The organism is Paenibacillus amylolyticus, assembly GCF_051136285.1.
Taxonomy (GTDB): Bacteria; Bacillota; Bacilli; order Paenibacillales; family Paenibacillaceae; genus Paenibacillus; species Paenibacillus amylolyticus_F.
Map to the genome: position 1 here is coordinate 6,578,680 of NZ_CP194938.1, position 22,078 is coordinate 6,600,757.

Consider the following 22,078-nt stretch of genomic DNA (forward strand, 5'->3'; position numbering starts at 1 on the left):
ATGTATTTGGATTGTCGTGAATGTGTAAAATCACACTCCCTTTTAAAACTATTTATTACCATATAGTAACAATAAATTTCTTGAAATTACATATATTTCTATGGTAAAATTTTGCAAGATATGTGTGTAACTAATTAGATAAGTTTTCTAGAGATGATCCATTTGGAGGAGAGATATGTATACCAGTCAATTTCAAACACTCGTCGACGTCATTCGCGACAGAAGCAAAATGACAGACCGGGGTATTCGTTTTATTGATTCTGATAAAATCGAAACTTGGATGTCCTATAGTGAATTATTTAATGAAGCCAAAGGTTATTTGGGTTATTTACAAAAAATTGGCTTACTACCCGGACAGGAAATTATTTTTCAGATTCAAGAAAACAAACGTTTTTTGGTCGCCTTCTGGGCCTGTTTATTAGGTGGAATGATACCCGTACCTGTAAGTATTGGTGAAGATGAAGAACAAAATATGAAAGTATGCCGTATTTGGGATTTGTTAAATGCCCCCTTTATGATTGCATCTGAGAAGGTGCTTGATAAAATAAAAAAATTCGCTTTGCAGCATGAACTGTCTGATTTTCATGGTCAGCTGGAGAAGAGAGCGGAAATAATACATGACAAGGTATATGAATATGATGCTGTTAAATATAATGAGCCCAAGTCAGAGGACTTGGCATTTATTCAATTTTCGTCCGGATCAACCGGTGACCCTAAAGGAGTCATGCTCACACACCGCAATTTGATATACAACACCTGTGCTGCAATCAATTGTGCAAAGATCAGTATAGAAGATAGTTTTCTCTCCTGGATGCCCCTCACCCATGATATGGGTTTGATTGGATTCCACCTCGTACCACTCATGGCAGGTATTCACCAGTATCTGATCCCAACGGAATTATTTATTCGAAAACCAATTCTATGGATGAAAAAAGTCAATCAACATAGAGCCACCATTCTATCCTCTCCTAACTTTGGTTATAGGTATTTTTTGAATTTTTTTCGTGAGGACAAGACCGAGGAATGGGATCTGTCATGTGTCAGAGTCATCTATAATGGGGCCGAACCCATATTACCAGAGGTATGTGATGAGTTCTTGAATGTATTATCAGCATACCAGTTGAAGAAAACAGCTATGTTCACCGTATATGGATTAGCAGAGGCTTCAGTGGCTGTCTCTTTTCCAGAAGTAGAGAAAGATTTCGCTTCGGTGTATGTCCACCGCGATCATTTGAATTTTGGTGAACTCGTCGTCGAAGTTGAGAAGGCAGCAGAGCATGCGGCTTCGTTCGCTGTCGTTGGTCAGGCTGTTGACTATTGTCATGTCCGGATATGTGATGAGGAAATGAACCCTGTTCCAGATTATGTTATCGGTAAAATACAAATTCAGGGAGAGAACGTCACCCAAGGATACTACAATAATCCACTGGCAACCGAGAAGTTGTTCACTCGCGATGGATGGGTGAATACAGGGGATCTGGGTTTTACCATGAACGGTACTCTTGTGGTCACAGGACGGGAGAAAGACATTATTTTCATTAATGGTAAAAATATTTATCCCCATGATATCGAACGTGTGGCTATTCAACTGGATGAGGTTGATCTCGGCAGAATTGCTGCTTGCGGTGTATATGATTTGAATAGTCAGAGTGAAGAGATTATTGTATTTGTCGTTTATAAAAAGAGGATTGAACACTTTCTGCCGTTAGCTATGAACATTAAAAAACACCTGTACATTCATGGAGGATGGAGTGTCAAGGAAGTACTGCCCATTAAAAAGTTACCCAAAACAACAAGTGGGAAAATCCAGCGCTATCATTTAGCCAAGGAATATGAAGCAGGAAAGTTTTCAACAGAATCAGCACTTATTCAAGAAGCGCTTATGAATGACAAGCAAAGAAAAAAGGTACCTGTTTCCGTTCAAGTTCTGGAACGGGAATTAATATCTCTATTTTCTGAAGTATTGGTCGGGAAGAAAATTGAATTTGAGGATAGTTATTTCGATATGGGTGCCACTTCGTTGCAGCTGGCTCAGATTGCTGAGCGGTTAGAAGAAAAATATGGAGAAGAGTTTGCTGTTACGGACCTCTTTACCTATCCCTCTATAACTGATTTGGCAGGATATCTGGCTGGTGACCGCAGTGAAAACAAAAGTGTGCATCCCGCTCCGAAGCATCAGTCATCGTCAAATGATATAGCCATTATCGGTATGTCTATGAATCTTCCCGGAGCCTCAAATGCAAGTGAGTTTTGGCATGTATTGGAAGAGGGAAAGCACTGTATTCAAAATTATCCTGAACGTCGGATAAAAGACGCAGCGGATTATCTCCAGTCTATTCGTAGTGATATAGATGAAATGGAATGGATCAAGGGGGGGTATTTAGATCAAATTGATCCATTTGATTATTCGTTTTTTGGCGTAACCCCGAAAACCGCTCAATTTATGGACCCGAATCAAAGAATGTTTCTGCAAACGGCATGGCATACGCTCGAAGATGCGGGATATGCAGGTGCAGAGATCAGCGGAAGTCATGTAGGAGTGTATGTGGGTTATTCCAAAGTCGGCTATGATTATGAACGGCTTATCACGGCAAGTTATGCATCAGAGATCAAACATTATATTGTTGGTAATTTACCGTCTGTGCTGGCGAGCAGAATTGCATACTTTTTAAATTTGAAAGGCCCAGCAATAACGATAGATACGGCTTGTTCCTCCTCACTTGTTGCGGTTCATATGGCATGTAAAGGTTTACTTGCAGGAGATTGCAAGATGGCCATAGCAGGAGGGATTCGAACCTCCTTATTACCGATCAGTATCGGACTGGATATGGAATCACCCGATGCATTGACAAGAGCATTTAGCGAAGATGCAAGCGGCACGGGATTTGGAGAAGGTGTTGGAGCGGTGATGTTAAAACCACTGCAGCAAGCCATCGCGGACGGGGACTATGTCTATGGCGTAATTAAAGGAAGTGCAATTAATCAGGATGGAAAAACGGTGGGAATTACGGCACCTAATCCTGAGTCACAGACGAATGTAGTTGAACAGGCGTGGAAAGAAGCCGGTATTTCTCCAGACACACTTCACTTTATAGAAGCACATGGGACAGGGACTAAATTAGGGGATCCCGTTGAATTTAATGCTTTACGTAAAGCATTTGAAAAATATACGGATCGAAAACAGTTTTGTGCGATCGGGTCTGCCAAGACCAACATGGGACATAGTTTTGAAGCTGCGGGTATAACCGGATTAATTAAATCTGTTCTCATGTTACAGCATAGAAAGGTTCCACCATTGGTTCATTTTGATAAACCCAATTCTGCATTGAGATTTGAATCCTCACCTTTCTATGTGAATCGGGAATTGATGGATTTGGGTGAAGTGGATCGACCTATACGATGCGGAGTCAGTTCTTTTGGCTTCAGCGGTACCAACGCACATGTGGTTCTTGAAGAATATGTTCCATCCACAACTGTACACAAAAGTTCTGTTCACGAGCCTTACTTGTTTGTGTTATCTGCTGTTAATGAACGGGCTCTGAGTGACCTGATCAGATTGTATCTTCAGTATATCCAAAAGCACCATGATGATAGTATTCAACAAATCTGTTATACAGCAAGTAGGGGAAGAGCCAGTCTTGATTATCGTCTCGCCATCGTTATAACGAGTACACAGGAACTGTTAGAAAAATTGAAACAAATTTCACGAGGTGAAAACAAGCTGAATGATGTTTATTTTGGCTATGCCCAAAAAGACAGAACACTCACTTCTGACCATCTCTATACACTGTCCAAAGCAGAATCCTTACATTCATTCGGTGAGTTGTTTACAAGAGGGGCAGTGATTGATTGGGAGAGGTTCTACGACGGTGAAATCATCTCCAAAATCCCATTACCTTTATATCCATTTGAACAGAAGAGGTGTTGGATCGAAGTCAAACAACCAATGCCTGCGAAACATATGGTAGAAAGGAATGTGGTTCATATGGAAAAAAATACAAATGATGTGCATTTAAAAATTAAGACAAGTATAAGTCGTGCATCTGGTCTGAAGCTGGAAGAGTTAGATGATCATGCCCATTTTCTCCAGATGGGGCTGGACTCTATCATTCTTGTGCAAATCCAGAAAGAAATATCAGACGCATTTGGCTTGGATATCCCGATGGAAATGTTTTTTGAGACGCTTACGAATATTAACGCCTTAGTACAATATGTATCAGAGAATACGAAGGAAAAGAATGTATCTGTGCACATAGATGATAGACCAGAACAGGAACCTTCTGAAAAACAACATGCTGCATCGGTCCCTCATACAAATACAGCCCAAGCAGGAGCGCATTCAGAGCAAATTGTGATGTCTGCGATTCAACTGATGGAGTCGCAATTAAAAAGCCTGAATTTGTTATTGGGAGAGCAAACTGCTGCTCAGCTGGCTCCTACGCACACAAAACATCATGAGCAGAACGAACTTTATGAAGTTAGAGAAATCAGAGAAGTATCCATTACGAAATCAAACATTGAAAACAATAAAACGAATGAGAACGGTAAAGAGAATGGAACCAATCAGGTAATATCTAATTCGGACTCCAAGGAAATCAAGCCATTTATACCGTATCAATCACTGAAAATTCAAGAAGAAAGTCCATTCTCAACGCTCCAGAATCAGTATATTGAACAATTTATTGCGAAGTATACAACTAAAACGAAAGGCTCCAAGTTAAAAACAGATCAGAACCGCTATGTGCACGCCAATAATCGCAATGTTGCTGGATTCCGCTCGTATTGGAAGGAAATGGTGTATCCCATCATGGCTACACGCGCTGACGGGTCCAAAGTATGGGATATCGACGGGAACGAATACTTGGATCTGACAATGGGGTTTGGTGTCAATCTATTTGGTCATAATCCATCGTTCATCCAAAATATTATGGCCGAAAGTATTCAAGGGCAGATGCCTCCATTGGGTCCAATGTCAGACTTGGCAGGAGATGTAGCAACCAAAATTTCAGAGTTGACAGGTGTAGAGCGTGTCGCTTTTTATAATTCAGGAACCGAAGCTGTCATGGTTGCGCTGCGTTTGGCAAGGGCAGTCACGGGGCGTTCCAAAGTTGTATTATTTTCCGGATCGTATCACGGTACACATGACGGCGTACTTGGAGTAGCGAATCCCGAAGAAGTTTTATCTTCTGCATTGCCCATGGCTCCTGGAATTGTGAAAAGCTCAATGGATGATTTGATCATTCTGAATTATAACCATCCGCAATCCCTTGAACTGATTCGTCATATGGGTGATGATTTGGCTGCTGTGCTTGTTGAGCCGGTGCAAAGTCGAAGACCTGATCTTCAACCAACCTCTTTCTTACATGAACTTAGAGAGATTACTACACAATCGGGCACTGCACTTATTTTTGATGAAGTCATTACTGGATTTAGAATCGGGTTGGGTGGAGCACAGGAATGGTTTGGAGTTCAGGCGGATTTGGTTACCTATGGAAAAGTAGTTGGCGGCGGACTTCCGATTGGTATTGTTGCAGGAAAAGCGAAATTTATGAATGCTGTAGATGGAGGCTCCTGGAATTTTGGTGACCATTCATTTCCTCCCGATGCAGACAAAAAAACCTTTGTGGGTGGAACATTTTGCACTCATCCACTTACCATGCGAGTAACGTTAGCCGTACTGCAACATCTTCAATCTGAAGCAGGAACTTTGTACAAAGAATTAAATGAAAGAACAGAGTACCTTGTAAAGGAATTAAATGAGGTTTTTAAAACATCAAATGTACCTATGCAGATGGTGAACTATGGATCACTGTTCAGATTTATTTCCTTTGGAGATATGGAACTGTTTTTCTACCATTTAATCCATAAAGGTTTATATATTTGGGAAGGCCGCAACTGTTTTATATCTACGGTTCATTCCATGGATGATATGAATACAATCATTAAGATTGTAAAAGAGACGATCAGTGATTTGCGGGAGCTGGGCTTTATTCCTGGTACTACCCCTGTAATGGAAGTTCCGCTGTCTTTGGAGCAAAAACAATTATTATTAACTTCACTGCACGGTGAAGATGCAAATGCGGCATTAAATCAGAGTGTTATTTTGAAAATGAAGGGCCACATGAATCGGTCCGCTCTGGAGCAGGCTGTGAATCAGATTGTACAGCGTCATGAAGCTCTGCGAACTGTTATTCATGTGGATCGTGAGACACAGGAAGTTCGAGCGGGCATGGAATTTCACTGCACATGGCTGAATTTCTCCATGTATGCCGACGAGAAGCAAGAACAGGAAATGTCCGATTGGTTATCTACCCATGCAAGTCAAGCATTCAACCTGCAGTCCGAGGAACCCTTGTTTAGAATTACGCTGCTTGAACAGGCAGCGAATGAATATGTTATGGTGATGACCTTTCATCATATTATTGCAGACGGCTGGTCGATTGCTTTATTTATTCAGGAATTGGAACAGATCTACTCTTCTCTTGTTCAGAAAGTTCCAGTTCAATTGTCAGAAGCTACTCCATTTCGTGAGTATTTAACTTGGCAGCGACTTGAACAGGATAGAGGCACGTTTGAGCATGGGGTTCAATTCTGGGCAAAGCAATTTTCCTTAGGCTATCCGAACGTAGTTCTACCAACGGTACATTCTGTTGAGGTGCAAAAGGGGTATTCAGGTGCACGATACTCCATGAAGCTGGAGCATTCCTTAACAGCATCCTTGCGAACGTTAAGTATTAATAATAAAAACAGTTTGTTTGTCACGATGTTTGCCGCGTTTCATTTATTTTTGCACTGGCTTACAGGGCAGTCTCAGCTTGTGATTGGTGTGCCTACAGCAGGTCAGTCTCATATGAGGAAAAATGCTTTGATAGGCAACTGTGTCAATATTCTGCCTGTTCATCATACCTTGTTAGCGGAGCAGTCCGTTGCGGACCATATAGTTCAGCTTAAGGAGCGGTTGGCTCTTGTCATGGAATATCAGCATGTTCCATTAACACTTGTATCCGAGCAGCTTGCCCCTACGAGCGCACCGGAGACCCGTATTTTATTTAATATGGACCGAACGATTCATCATCTTCAGTTCAATAATATAGAAACGGAGCTTGTGTCGTATCCGATCAAACATATTTCATATGATTTATTTCTCAATATTACGGATGTAAGCTATGAAGTTTATCTGGATTTTGATTACAACACCGAGCTGATTGGACATGAGATCATGAAATTGTGGTCTGAAGGGTTTATAGGTTTACTGCATCGTATGGTCAGTCGTCCTGAAGCCGAGATTTCGTCGTTGACCTTATTTTCAGATCAACAACAGGCACAATTAGACGATATGTACAATCAATTTAAAACGGAACGTGCTTTTAGCGTTAGGCATACTGCCGAGTTTGTGTATCCAGCCAATGATATTGAACGAAAGCTGGCGCGGATTTGGGAGGACGTATTGTCTTTGGATCAAGTGGGCAGAAATGATCACTTCTTTGATCTCGGGGGCAACTCTCTCCAGGCGACAGTGATGCTCTCCAAAGTCCATCAGCAGTTTCAACAACATATTTCAATCGTTCAATTATTCAAGCATAAACACCTGAAGGAGCTTGCCAGTCTGATTACAGACGAGAACGTAAGCCCACTTGTTCCGATCAGCCCCTTGGATGTCAAAGAGCTGTACGAGACTTCTCCTGCACAACAACGAATCTATTTTCTGGATCAATTCGAGCCAAATAGTGTGTTCCAGAATATGTGCGGTTATCTGACAGTCAGAGGAGATATAGATGAAACTAGATTAATTGATGCATTAGAACAAATGGTGCAGCGTCATGAAGCTTTTCGCACCAGCTTTCATCTCGTTGAAGGAGAACTTTACCAAGCCATTACTCCTTCAATTGATTTTCAAGTGAAACGATCAGAGCAAAGCTATGATTCATTTGAGCAGCATATCAAGGCGTTTACCAAACCGTTTAATTGCTCACAAGCTCCATTAATACGCGCCGAATTCATTCGTACAGCAGCGGATTATGCAGTGATTCTCATTGAGATGCATCATATTATATCGGACGGGTATTCCGTGGGTATTCTAGCGAATGAACTTATTGATGCATTTGCCGGAAAAAGTATGCCGGAAATCAAGATTGAGTACAAGGACTTTGCTGCTTGGCAGAAAGAGTATATGGCAGGTGAAGCATATAAACAGCAGGAAAAGTACTGGCTGGATCAATTCAGTGGGGAGATACCTTACCTAAATCTGCCCACCGATTTTGTTCGGCCACCGCACTTGACTTCGGCTGGGTCAAGACTGTCATTTGCTCTGGACCCGGATTTGAAAGAGTCTCTGAATAGACTAGCCAAACAAACAGGTACCACACTGTTTATGGTGTTGTTTGCTGCGTACAACGTGCTGCTTCATCGATATACAGCTCAAGAAGATATTATCGTAGGAACGCCAACATCTGGAAGGAATCATCCAGATGTTGAGCATATGATCGGTGTCTTTATTCAGACGGTAGCGATTCGATCTCAGCCTGCCGGGAATAAATCGTTTCGATCCTATCTCGAAGAGATCAAAAATCAATCTCTCGATGCATTGAATAACCAGGACTATCTATTTGACAATCTTGTTGAAAAATTAAACACACATCGGGAGTCGACAGGAACAGCCTTATTTAATACCATGTATATTTTTCAAAATATAGCGTTGAATTCAAGGCAGGAAAAGAACTGCGATTTTAAAGTGAGAGAGATCAACCTCGGCGTATCATTATATGATCTGATGTTCATCGTTGAAGAGGATAACGAGTATCTGGAGATGCACTTGAATTACAAGACAGAACTATTTGAACGGAATACCATCGACCGAATGAAGACACATCTGCTCAATATCCTCAGAGACATTGTGATGGAGCCGGATGTTGTATTATCTGATATTCAAATGTTGTCTGAAAGGGAGCAGTATGTCCTTTTACATGATTTTAATGATAGCTCAATCGAATATTCCCGAGATCAGACCGTAAAGGAACGCTTCGAGGCACAGGTAGAACAAACCCCGGACCAATTGGCTCTTCGTTATGGTCATGAGCAATTAACATATCGTCAATTGAATGAACGAGCGAATCAGCTGGCATATACGCTACGGGCTGAAGGTGTCTGCACGGATCAACTTGTAGGAATTATGACAGAGCGTTCCATTGACATGATTGTTGGCATCTTTGGCATTATCAAAGCGGGCGGGGCGTATGTACCGCTTGATCCGGATTCTCCTGAAGAGCGCATCCAGCATATCTTGCGTGATTCAGGAGCGATGTTGTTGGTCACGCAACAGCACCTTAAACAAAAGGGGCTTTTCGATGGGAAACTTGTGGATTTAAACGATGAAAAAAGCTATGCAGCTAATCTCTCCAACTTGGAAGGGACAGGGGATTCCAGCCAACTGGCTTATGTAATCTATACTTCCGGTACAACGGGAATGCCAAAAGGCGTCATGATTGAACATCGTCAGGTTCATCATTTGGTTACATCGTTGTACAGCCAGGTCGTGAATGATTCGAATCACGGTATGCATGTTGCTTTAATAGCTCCATACTATTTTGATGCATCGGTTAAACAGATTTTTGGTGCGCTGTTGTCTGGACATGCCTTATTTGTTGTAGACAAAGAGACGGTGGGGGACGGACTAGAGTTAATGAATTATTACAAGCGGTACCAAATCGAGTTAACCGATGGTACACCTGCTCACCTGAAGTTACTCTCCAGGGTAGAAAACGTTCAAGGAATCTCATTAAAATATATGCTCATTGGAGGAGAGGCTCTTTCTCAGCAAAGTGTTGCTGAATTCACTGCTTTATTTTCACTCCACGATACCCTGCCGCCAACCATAATTAATGTTTACGGTCCGACTGAATGCTGTGTCGATGCTGCGACGTACCGTGTTGTTTCGGAGGAGTTGAATTCAGAAAACAGACGAGATCATCTGCCGATTGGTCAAACGTTAGGCAATAACCGCTTGTATGTATTGAGCAATCAAGAAAAGGTTCAGCCTGTGGGCGTTGTTGGGGAATTGTGCATCTCCGGCGACGGGGTAGGCAGAGGATATTTGAACTTGCCTGAACTGACAGCGGAAAAATTTGTGCGTGATCCATTTGTTCAAGGTGCGACGATGTATAAGACGGGAGATATGGTGAGGTGGCAGGCGGATGGCAATGTCGAGTATTTGGGACGACTCGATCATCAAATTAAAATTCGAGGCTATCGAATCGAAGTGGGAGAAGTTGAGGCGGCATTATTACATGTACCAGGTGTGAATGAAGTTATCGTTATTGCACATGAGGATGAGAACGGAGACAAATCTCTATGTGCTTATTTTACGGCGGATTTCGAAAAGACCGTTAGAGAGTTGAAACAAAATCTTTCTATCCTGCTTCCCAATTATATGATTCCAGCTTATTTTATTCAGCTTGATGAACTGCCCCTGACATCCAATGGGAAAGTTAATCGCCGTTTACTTCCGCCTCCACTAGAAAATATACAAACGGGAAGTGAATATATCGAACCCCGGACTTCCATGGAAAAAATGTTATTACCCATTTGGAAGGATGTACTTGGTATAGATCAAATCAGTATAAAAGACAGTTTTTTTGATGTAGGAGGTAACTCTTTACGTGCAACAAAGCTGGCGTACAAAATCAATCAAAATCTGAGTGTTCGTATCTCGGTCAGAGACGTTTTTGAATGGCAGACGATAGAACAAATGGCTCTCTACATTGATCAGATGGAGCAGCAGGTGAATCTGTCTATTCCTCAAGTGATAGAAAAAGAATATTATCCTATTTCTTCTGCACAAATGAGAATGTACATTATGAGCATTAAAGCTGGCGAGGAACTCATCTACAACATGTCAGGTATGTTTATGCTGGAAGGAATGCTTGATCGGACACGATTGGAAGCCGCTTTCGAGCAGTTAGTAGATCGCCATGAATCACTTCGGACTGGTTTCAAAGTCATCCACGGAGAACCCAGACAAATCATCTACCCTGAAGCAACGTTTGTTATTGAATCTATTCATGCAGTGGAAGAAGAAATGGAAGAACAGGTCCAGCACTTTGTTCGGGCCTTTGATCTGGGAGAAGCACCGCTTATGAGAGCAGGACTGATTAAGCTTCGGCAAGATTGCCATGTGCTGTTAGTGGATCTGCACCATATCATTGCAGATGGATTATCTGTGCAGATTTTAATGACCGAACTCGGTCAGTTATATCGAGGAGAAAAGTTATCCCCTCTTCGAATTCAATACAAGGACTATGCGGAATGGCAGCAATGCCAACTTCAAAGTGACTGGATGAAAAAGCAGGAGCAATATTGGCTCGAGGTCTTTAGTGAAAAGGTTCCGCTACTGGAATTGCCAACAGATTATGAAAGACCTGAATCGCCGCGTTATGAGGGAGATCTATTGGAAATTGCTGTGAATGAAGATCTGGTCTTAAGCTTGAGAAAATTGGAAACTCAGACAGGAACAACATTAAACATGATCTTGCTCGCTGCTTATACGATTTTGTTGTCTAAGTATAGTGGACAAGAGGATATCATTGTGGGTATGCCGATTGCAGGAAGAACACATGCGGATCTGGAGCCGGTGATGGGCATGTTCGTGAATACACTGGCTGTTCGAAATCAGCCTGCGGCGGATAAAACATTTGCATCTTATCTGCTGGAAGTTAAAGAACATATGCTGAACGCTTATGATAATCAGGATTATCCATTTGAGGAATTAATCAAAAAAGTGGATCGAACCAAGGATGCACGGCGGAATCCGTTGTTTGACACCATGCTTGTATTACAAAATACAGGTCCGTCAGAGATTCATATGGATGGCATCACCTGTAAGCCTTATGCTCCAAATAATCGCGTATCCAAGTTTGATTTAACGCTGTATGTCACTGAGTCGGATCACCAATTCGATGCCGCTTTTGAATACAGCACGATGTTGTTTGAAAAAACAACGATTGAAGCCATGTCACAACATTTACTGCGGATTCTGACAACGATATGCCGCGAGCCTCATATAGCAATCAATGAGATCCAATTGGCTGACGAATCCACGAATGAGGATACACTGACCAATCTGATAGAGATGGATTTTTTCTAAATGAACTGAAAATATAAATAGTGATCGGGGTGCCGTATGTCTATATTTAAGAAACAAGAAATGTATTGGGCAAGCCGATTTGAAGAAGAAGATGTTCTTGTTCATTTGCCTTATTGCAAAATAGATTTCAAACACGCCCACGATACTAACCAACAAAATTATATTTATAAGCCATTGTCAGTCGAAGTATCTAATAAAATCAAATCTATCTCTAGAAACAATCCCATGGCCATGTACACGATATTATTATCCGGAGTTCAATGTCTCTTATATAAATACACCAATGAAACCCAAATAATGATGGGCATGAGAGTGATGGAAGAGAAGAACAGTGACTTGACGCTCTCGAATAAGGTTCTTCTCTTAAAAAACAATATCGATCATACGATGTCGTTTAAGTCTATATTTAATCAAATGAAGGTCATTTTCAGTGAGGCTATCCAACATCAACAAATTTCTTTCAGAAAAATGGTTGAACGTTTAAATATTCAGTACGATTTGAACCACGTACCAATGATCCATACATTGGTTTCATTAGGGAAAGCTCAGACGGTCCCTGATGACAATAACGTAAGAGCGGCGACGATGTTTCACTTTGATCTGGAGAACGAAAATGTTCAATTGAAATTAACCTATGACGCAGAGCGTTATGATCAAGATTATATGATGCAAGCCGCAGAGCATCTGGATCAGTTGTTTGCTGTCCTATTGCACCAACCCGATCTGGCGTTGAGTCAAGTCGAAATGTTGTCAACTGCTCAACGGAACGAGCTGTTGTTCGATTTTAACGAAACAAAGGTGGCTTATCCGCAGCATAAGTTAATGCATCAATTATTTGAAGAACAGGCGGAGCGGACGCCAGATCATCCTGCTGTCAGATTTGAGAGTAGTGTATTAACCTACAGAGATTTAAATCAACAATCCAATCAATTGGCCCGGACACTTCAAGCTAAAGGATTGCAGACAGGGCAATTCGTTGGAATCATGGCGGAACGCTCACTGAAGATGATTGTAGGATTATTAGGTATTCTGAAAGCTGGGGGAGCTTATGTCCCGATTGATCCGGAATATCCTGCAGATCGTATTCAATTTATCCTTGAGGACTCCAATGCGGCTTGGTTGCTGCATCACAGTCATATCCAAAAACCTGAGCAATATATGGGAATGTCTATCCTTCTCGAAGATACTGCCCATTCCAGTAACAGTCATTTGAATCTGGAGCACTCAGCCAGTGCAAGTGACCTAGCCTATATGATCTATACGTCAGGAACAACTGGCAATCCCAAAGGTGTCATGATTGAACACGCCAGCATTGTGAATTCTTTACAATGGAAATCGGATTTTTATCATTTTAGCGGTAACGACCGAGTATTAATGCTGAATCCCTTTGTGTTTGATTCGTTCATTACTCACTTTTTTGGTCCGATGATCTCAGGATCAACGGTGTACCTATTAAACGGGCAGCAATGTAAAGATGCGGTAGCCATCAATTCGATGATCAGGAAAGAGAAAATTACGCATATTCAAAGCCCGCCCAGTTTCTTGATGACTCTTTTGGAACAAGCACAAGCAGAGGATTGGGCTTCGATGAAAAATGTAGTTGCTGCGGGAGAGAAAATTGTGCCCTCGTTGATTCACCGTTTAAACCATATCAATCCAAGGATTGAAGTATGCAACGAGTATGGCCCGACTGAAAATAGTGTGGTATCTACAGTTCTTACAATTAACTCCACGGAGCAATATATCTCTATCGGGAAGCCCATTGCGAATAATAGAATCTACATTTTAAGTGAACAGCGTGAACTGCAACCTGCTGGAGTGCAGGGAGAATTATGTGTAACAGGTGCTGGACTCGCCAGAGGTTACTTGAATCGTCCTGACCTGACGACGGAAAAATTTGTAGATGATCCGTTTGTGCCTGGAGCGAAGATGTACAAGACAGGTGACTTTGCAAGATGGCTGCCTGATGGAAATATTGAATATATCGGAAGAATGGACCATCAAGAAAAAATTCGTGGATACCGGATTGAACTTGGTGAAGTGGAGGGTGCCCTTTTAAATATAACCGGTATTCAAGAAGCTATTGCAATCGCCATTGAAGACGAAGCGGGTACAAAGCAATTATGTGCCTACTTCGTAGGAGTGGAAGCAATGACCATTACGGAGCTGCGTGAAGAACTATCCATGCATTTGCCAAGCTACATGATACCAGCCTATTTTGTCCAATTGGATCAGATGCCGCTTACATCCAATGGAAAATTGGATCGTAAAGCACTGCCCGCTCCCAAAGAACATATGTTGAAGGGAATGGAATACGAAGCGCCGCGCACCATCATGGAGCAACAACTGGTATCTATTTGGGAAAGTGTACTGGGGGTGCAGAATATCGGGCTCCGGGATAATTTCTTTGAGCTGGGCGGGGATTCAATTAAGTCGATTCAAGTATCTTCGAGGTTATACCAGGCCGGTTATCAGGTACAGATGGACCATCTTTTTAAGAACCCAACCATTGCAAGCCTAATTCCTTATGTTCAGCCCATAAGCACAAAATCTGACCAGGGAGTCGTCACAGGCAAAGGGTTACTGACGCCTATCCAACATTGGTTTTTTGAGCAGTACGAGGTGGATCCTCATCACTATAATCAGTCCATCATGTTGTATAGGCAAGAAGGTTTTCACGAGACTACCCTTCGTCAGGTGTTTGATAAAATGATTGAGCATCATGACGCACTTCGCACAGTGTATCATCAAACCGAACCAGGTTATGAGCAGTGGAATCCAGGGCTGGACCAAACCAAGTCATTCTATACGTTAGAAATAATGGACTTGAAGTCGTTACTAGAACCATCGCTTCAAATCGAGAAGAAAGCCAATGAACTCCAACGATTGTTCAACTTGGAGCAGGGCCCTTTGATGAGATTGTGTGTGTTTCAATGCGCAGACGGCGATCATCTATTGATTGTGATTCATCATTTGGTGATCGACGGGGTTTCATGGCGAATTTTGATTGAAGATATATCAAAGAGCTATGAACAGTTAAGACGTGCAAGACCGATGCAGTTGCCACTGAAAACGGCATCGTTTCAATTATGGGCGGAGCAGTTGCAGTTATACGCGGACAGCGAAGTTATGAGACAGGAATTGGAATACTGGAGTGTAATTGAACAATCCTCTTTTAAACCATTGCCAACCGATTTCAAAAGAAGTTATGCCCTGGAAAAAGACAGCGAAGAATTAACGATGGAATGGACGGTAGCGGAAACGGAGCAGTTATTGAAACATGCAAATCGTGCGTATAACACAGAGATTACAGATCTCTTGCTTAGCGCACTAGGCATGTCAATTTATCAATGGACGGGCAGTGATCAAGTTCTTGTCAATCTAGAGGGACATGGTAGAGAATCTATTATTCCGGGTTTTGATATTACACGAACGGTCGGGTGGTTTACAAGCCAATACCCGGTTGTGCTTAACATGAAAAAACATTCCGATATATCTCTGCTCATCAGAGCAAACAAAGAGATCCTTCGCAACATCCCTAAAAAGGGGATTGGATACGGGATTTTAAGATATTTAAGTACACATCAGAAAGATATTCCATTCACCTTGAATCCTGAAATTAGTTTCAACTATTTGGGACAATTTGATCAGGATCTTCAACATAGCGGGATGCAAATGTCTCCTTATTCCGGTGGAGCTACAGCAAGTGAGAATCACAGAAAAAATGTTCTTATCGATGTTAACGCTTTGATTATGGAAGGGAAATTGTCCTTGTCCTTGAAGTACAGCCGTACACAATATCATAAAGAAACGATGGAACGAGTGGCGGCCTATTTCAAGAACCATGTGCAAGCATTAACAAAGCACTGCTTGAGCAAAGAGAAGCCGGAATTAACACCAAGTGATCTATCCTTGAAAGGGATGAGCATTGAAGAATTAGAAGATCTGGTTTGCCAATCTGAGCGTATTGGTGAAATCGAAGATATTTATGCGTTGTCACCGATGCAAAACGGGATGTTTTTTCATCATTTACGTTATGAAGGTTCGGAGGCATATGTACTTCAAACGACGCTAGATCTTCACGGTTCTTTAGATGTGAGAGCATTTGAAAGAAGTTTGGATCAACTCATTGAGCGGAATTCGATTCTCAGAACGAATTTTCATGGCCAATGGAAACACGGTCCCTTACAAGTGGTTTACCGTCATAAACCAAACGGGATTTTATACGAAGATTTACGTGAAATGAAGGAAGAAGATCGTGACGCATACGTTGCAGACTATACAAGGAAAGATAAAATGAAGGGTTTTAACTTGTCTAAGGATGTGTTGATGAGGATTTCGATCTTGCAAACACAGGATCAAACCTATCGTTTCATTTGGAATTATCATCATATTTTAATGGATGGCTGGTGTCTTTCTCTTGTAATTCAGGAGCTGTTTGATGGTTATTTTGCGATACTTGAACAACGGAGAAGTGAGGAACAGGCAGCTGCCCCTTACAAACTCTATATCGAATGGCTGGATAAACAGGATCATGAAACCTCTTTGAAATACTGGAGTGACTACTTGCAAGGATATGAGGAGCAAACCGCTTTACCAAAAGAACATATCCATCGGAAAAGTAACGAATATCAATCGGAAAATCTAATTTGCACCCTGAGTCAGGAATTAACAGGGCGTATCTCATATGTCGCGAGTCAGAACCAGGTAACACTGAACACGCTAATGCAGACTGCTTGGGGAATGCTGCTACAGAAATACAGCAACAGTCAAGATGTCGTATTTGGGAGTGTGGTATCAGGCAGACCAGCAGGGATTGCTGGAGTTGAACGCATGATCGGCTTGTTCATCAATACGATCCCAGTTCGAATTCAATCGCAGGTAAACGAAACATTTGCTGCGGTGATGAAACGGAATCAGGAGCAAGCTGTCGCTTCGCATCCGCATGAAACGTATCCATTATATGAGATTCAAGCGGAAACCCGACAAAAGCAAAATTTGATTGATCATATTCTCGTTTTTGAAAATTATCCGGTACAAGGCATTACGGAACAGTTCGGAGATCAGGAGAAGACAGCACTTCAAATCACAAATGTAGAAGCAGATGAACAAACGAATTATGATTTTAACCTGATTATCAAACCAGGCCAAGCCATGAAATGCATGTTCTATTACAACGGCAATGTCTATGATCGAGCAAGCATAGAACGGATTCAAGGTCATTTGATTCAACTGCTGGAGCAGGTGGCCGACAACCCGCTTATCCAGATCGATGCTATAGACCTGATGACAGCAGATGAGAAAGTGCAGATATTGGAATCTTTTAATGACACCAAGGCTGAATACCCCACGGATAAAACAATTCATGAACTGTTTGAAGAGCAGGCGGAACGAACTCCTGAACACGTCGCAGTTGTGTTCGAAGGTCAACAGTTGACCTATCAGGAACTGAACAGGAAAGCCAATCAATTGGCAAGAACGCTGTATGGCAAAGGGATTCAACAAGATCAGTTAATTGGAATTATTACGGAACGATCATTAGACATGGTGGTAGGAATCCTTGCGATTTTGAAAGCAGGGGGGGCATATGTTCCGATTGATCCTGAATATCCAGAAGATCGTGTGAAATACATGCTTGAAGATTCGGGTGTACATGTATTGCTGCTGCAGCGACATATACAGGAACGTATCTCTTTTAAAGGAGAAACCATCAACTTTGATGAATTAGACGCTTATCATGAAGATGATTCCAACTTGGGAGTAACTGTTTGCCCAACAGGGCTGGCCTACGTGATCTATACTTCGGGAACGACAGGGAAACCCAAAGGCACATGCATTGAACATAAAAACGTGGTTCGATTGTTGTTTAACAGTCAAAATAGGTTTGATTTCAAACCATCAGATACATGGACGCTGTTCCACTCCTTTTGCTTTGATTTCTCAGTATGGGAAATGTATGGTGCCTTGCTCTATGGTGGAAAACTGGTTATCGTACCCCAAATGACAGCTAGAAGTCCGCAGCAATTTTTACAATTGTTAAGAAATGAGCAAGTAACCATTTTGAATCAAACGCCAACGTATTTTTACCATCTTCTTCAGGAGGAATTAACAAGTCACGGAGAAAGTCTGAATTTAAGAAAAGTGATTTTTGGAGGGGAAGCTCTTAATCCGACTTTATTAAAAAACTGGAGGGGAAAATATCCATTCATTCAGTTGATCAATATGTATGGCATCACTGAAACCACCGTTCATGTGACGTATAAGGAAATCACTGAAATGGAAATACAGGCGGGCAAGAGCAACATTGGTAAACCGATCCCGACACTGCAAGCCTATATATTAAACACCCATCAACAACTGCAGCCAGTTGGTGTTCAAGGAGAGCTGTATGTCGCAGGGGAAGGGCTGGCGAGAGGTTATCTGAACCGACCTGAGCTGACAGCAGAGAAATTCGTAGAATATGCCTCGATCACCAAAGGGAAGATGTACCGAACTGGAGACGCTGCCAGGTGGTTGCCAGATGGTAATATTGAATATTTGGGACGAATCGATCATCAGGTGAAAATCCGGGGTTATCGTATTGAACTGGGTGAAGTGGAAACGGCTATTTTAAAAATAGAAACGATCCAGGAAGCGGTTGTGATCGCCCCTGAACATGAGGATGGATCAAAGCAATTATGTGCTTATTGGAAAGGTAGCGGCGCATTATCAGCCAAGGAGATCAGATCAGCATTAGCTCATGAAATCCCGGATTACATGATCCCGTCGTATTATGTTCAATTAGAGCATATTCCGTTAACTTCGAATGGCAAGATTGACCGGAAGGCATTGCCTTCACCACAGGAACGTGTAGATCAGGCAGCTGAATATATGGCACCACAAAGCCCAGTGGAACAAGTAATCATTTCTGCATGGGAAGCTGTGCTTGGCGTTCAGAGAATCAGCAGATCAGATCATTTCTTTGAACTTGGGGGAGATTCAATCAAATGTATTCAAGTAGCATCACGATTGCTTCAATCAGGCTATAAAGTGGAAATGAAACATTTTTTTGTCTATCCAACTGTAGCGGAATTAAGTGAACACGTCACATCTGTGAGCACACAGTATGATCAGGGGGAAGTAACAGGAGAAGTCATGCTGACACCTGTTCAGCACTGGTTCTTTGATCAGGACATGGTGGATGCACATCACTATAATCAAGAAATGATGTTCTTCCGTAAAGACGGGTTCGATATCAGCTTCATTCACAGCATCATGAAGAAAATTGTCGAGCAGCATGATGCACTTCGCATCGTTTATCGTCAGGTACCAGAAGGCGGGTATGAAGTGTGGAACCGCGGATCTGAAGAAGACGGTTTATACAGTTTGGATACCTTCAATCTGAAGAATGAATCTGATCCGGCACCCTTGGTGGAAAATAAAGCTAGAGAAATCCAGAGCAGCTTAAACCTGTCTCACGGTCCATTAATTAAACTAGGTTTGTTTCAATGTGCTGAAGGGGGTCATTTGCTGATTGCGATTCATCATTTGTTGATTGATGGGGTATCATGGCGCATTTTATATGAAGATATACAAACTGGGTTTGATCAATTCCTGAGGGGAGAAGAAATCTGTCTACCTCAAAAAACAACCTCGTTTAAACAATGGGCAGAAGGTTTGTCTACTTTTTCAGATCATGCTTTGATGAAACAAGAGTACTCTTACTGGTATTCTGTAGATCAGGCTGAGCTAAGTCCTCTCCCTAAAGACATGGATTGTAAGGAGACGATTGGAAAAGACAGCGAAACGATTACCTTGCATTGGACGGCAGAGGAAACGGAGCGATTATTAAAGCAGATCCACCGTGCGTACAATACAGAGATTAATGATATATTGCTTACGGCTCTGGGAATGGCTGTCCATGATTGGACAGGCATGGATAAAGTGGTCGTGAACCTGGAAGGGCACGGCAGGGAAGACATTCTTCCAGAACTGGATATTACGCGTACCGTGGGATGGTTTACGAGCATGTATCCGGTTATAGTTGCTATGGAAGCGGGGGCTAACATATCCAGAAGAATCAAGTCCGTCAAGGAAGGACTGCGCCAGATCCCGAATAAAGGGATCGGTTACGGGATTTTGAGGTACTTGTCACCGGAGAATGAAGGAGGCAAATTAGAGAGAAATCCCGAAATCAGTTTTAATTATATGGGTCAAATAAATCAGGATTCGGATCAGGCTGGTATTCAATTTTCAACGTATTCCAGTGGACCTTCCGTCAGTGAAAATAACAAGAGACCGTTTGTGCTTAATATCAACAGTATTGTTGTAGAAGGGAAATTGTCACTGACTATCAATTATAGTCAGAAACAATATCAACGAGAAACGATGGAGCAACTGGCCTATTCTTATAAGGATAACCTTCGTAAAGTAATCGAGCATTGCATCATTAAAGAACAAACGGAACTTACCCCAAGCGATCTTTCACTTAAGGGATTGACACTAGATCAATGGGATCAAATGGTTGAATATACCCGAAATATCGGTCAAATTGAGAATGTGTATCCACTTACCCCTTTGCAAAAGGAAATGCTGTACGAAAGTGAGCGGAATCCCGTTTCGGGTGCGTACTTTGTACAAATCTTGTTTGATATGGCCGGAGATTTGGATGTTGTCTCTTTTGCACAAAGCCTGGATCAAATCATGCAAAAACATGCGATATTAAGAACTAATTTTTACACTGGAATGCTGGACATTCCTCTTCAAATTGTATATCAGGAGAAGGAATTTGAATTTAAAGTTGAGGATATAACAGGCAAAAGTGAATTGCAGCGTAAAACGTATATCAATCAATACATCAAGCAGGATCAGGCTAGAGGATTTGACTTGCAAAAAGATTCGTTAATACGGATGTCTGTTATACGAACAGCCCCAGAAAATTATCATGTCATTTGGAGTTTTCATCATATTTTGATGGATGGCTGGTGTATGTCTCTGATCAGTAAAGAGATTTTCGAGAATTATTTTGCGATTCGGGAAAATCGAAAACCTGAAATGAGCCTGTTAACACCATATAGTGAATTCATTGAATGGTTGGAGCAGCAGGACAATGAACGAGCGATAACCTACTGGAGTCGTTACCTGGAAGGTTATGATGGACAAACCAGATTACCTGGAGGGAAAACTAAACCGCAGCATGAAAGACAGGATTCCAGAACGCTAAACTGTCACTTGGATGAGGCGCTGGTTCAGAGAATGAAACAAATTGCGGAGCAACAGCAGGTGACGGTGCATACATTTATGCAAACCGCGTGGGGCGTATTACTGCAGCAATATAATGAAAGTAAAGATGTCGTATTTGGCAGTGTTGTATCGGGCAGACCCCCAGTTATTCCTGGGATTGAAAGCATGATTGGACTATTTATTAATGCCATTCCTGTTCGTATCCGCACTAAGGGTGAAGAGTCCTTTATATCACTAGTGAAAAGGAACCAGGTACAGGCTGTGGATTCGCACGCGTATGATACGTACTCGTTATATGATATTCAAAATCTGACCAAGCAGAAACAAGATTTGATTAACCATGTTGTCGTATATCAAAATTTTCCGGTACAGGATCAGCTGGAGAATCTAGGGAAAAAAGGTGAAGTACCTCTTGAAATCACGAATGTCGGGGGAACGGAACACAACAGTTTCGATTTTACTTTAATTATTAAACCCCATGAGCAAATGAAAATCATATTAATGTACAATGCCAAGGTATATGATCTCACCACGGTGGAACAGATTCAGAACAACTTTATTTCTGTGATTCAACAAGTGGTAACAAACCCGGAAGTTCACATCAACGACCTTGACTTGATCACATCGAAAAGTTATTAAAGCAGCGATCACCCCAAACAGTTCTGGTTCTAATGAATCCAAGTAGCTTTTTGGGGTGTTGTTGTTGCTGTTGTCATT

2 protein-coding genes are annotated in these 22,078 nt (G+C 41.9%); both read left to right on the forward strand.

The genetic code is table 11. The features are described 5' to 3' along the window. Window positions 1-175 precede the first annotated feature (175 nt). Entirely contained in the window at window positions 176-12,139 is an 11,964-nt protein-coding gene (locus tag ACR8BL_RS28760) for an amino acid adenylation domain-containing protein (protein WP_434750693.1), read from the forward strand. Window positions 12,140-12,175: 36 nt separating this feature from the next. Beyond that, window positions 12,176-22,000, forward strand: a complete 9,825-nt coding sequence (locus tag ACR8BL_RS28765; RefSeq protein ID WP_434758302.1) for an amino acid adenylation domain-containing protein — start codon at window positions 12,176-12,178, stop codon at window positions 21,998-22,000. Window positions 22,001-22,078: the final 78 nt, after the last annotated feature.

Excerpts from the sequence above, each read along its gene's own strand:
- ACR8BL_RS28760 (WP_434750693.1), top strand. The coding sequence starts at position 176 with ATGTATACCAGTCAATTTCAAACACTCGTCGACGTCATTCGCGACAGA.
- ACR8BL_RS28765 (WP_434758302.1), top strand. The coding sequence starts at position 12,176 with ATGTCTATATTTAAGAAACAAGAAATGTATTGGGCAAGCCGATTTGAA.